Origin of the sequence: Sanguibacteroides sp. AM78-02pH3A, from assembly GCF_027666085.1 — a bacterium.
Taxonomy (GTDB): Bacteria; Bacteroidota; Bacteroidia; order Bacteroidales; family Marinifilaceae; genus Gabonibacter; species Gabonibacter massiliensis.
The window spans coordinates 489-1,654 of record NZ_JAQEHX010000027.1 but is presented as its reverse complement, the minus strand read 5'-3'; the positions used below and the strand labels follow the sequence as shown (position 1 = coordinate 1,654).

Annotated in this window: 1 protein-coding gene; it reads left to right on the top strand. The window is 49.1% G+C overall.

Annotated elements, in window-relative coordinates; translation table 11 throughout:
• On the top strand, positions 1-1,166 hold a 1,166-nt coding region (locus PGR74_RS14070; RefSeq protein ID WP_270517387.1), incomplete at both ends, for an ABC transporter permease.

Below are 1,166 nucleotides of genomic sequence, written 5' to 3'. Positions count from 1 at the left end.
CGTGGTTGATCCTGATCATCTTTACCTTTCAATGCAGCATGGCTTTCTCCGACCTGATGAGCGGCTTGGTACGTCGGGAATCGTTGGGATACGGGAACTATAACGCTACCATGGGTTTATACGCGGGCTGGAGGGGTCTGTTCACGGCGGTTCAATCTTACCTTTACCTTTACATTCCCTTGTTGACGATGAGCTTGATGAGCCGGGAGTTCGGTAGCGGTTCCATTAAATTACTATACTCGTCGCCGGTGACGAACTGGCAGATCATTCTCGGTAAATACGCCTCGATGATGGTTTACGCTCTCGTTCTGATGGGTGTGTTGTCAATTTTCGGGATTTACACGGCTTTCGCGGTAAAAGATGCCGATATTCCTCTTATTCTTTCTGGAATGTTTGGCTTGTACCTTTTGATTTGCGCTTACGCGGCGATCGGTTTGTTCATGTCGAGCCTGACCTCTTACCAGATCGTTGCCGCCGTTGGTACCCTGGCGATCCTGGCGGCTTTAAGTTACGTGAAGGGATTGTGGCAGGAGATCGATTTCGTTCGCGATATCACGTTCTGGCTGGCGATTTCCGGTCGAGCCGGGGAGTTCGTAAACGGTTTGATCTGCTCGGAGGACGTGATCTATTTCCTGATCGTGATCGGCTTGTTCCTGTTCATGGCGGTTATTCGCTTGCAGTCCCGCAGGCAGAAGAGTTCGTGGGCGGTGAACTTCGGTAAATACGCCGTGGTATGGTTTATTGCCATGCTTGTCGGTTACCTCTCTTCCCGCCCGTCTTTAATGTCGTTTTACGATGTAACTCGTACGAAACAGAACACGTTGACCCCGAACAGTCAGGATATCGTTGCCCGCATGGACGGGAAGTTGACGATCACGACCTACGTGAATGTCATGGATGATTACTATTGGATCGGTATGCCCTCGCAAAAAAGTTACGATTTGCGTCGTTTCCGTCAGTATCTTCGTTTTAAACCGGATATCACGATGAAGTACGTTTATTATTACGATTCGGTAAAAAACATGAAGAACCTGGAAAAGAGGTACCCGAACATGACCTTCGACCAGATGGTGAAGAGGACGCTTGAATCCACCGGCTTGGACACGACGAAGGTATTGAAGCCGGAACAGATTCGTGCACGAATTGATTTGTCCGGTGAGTACAAT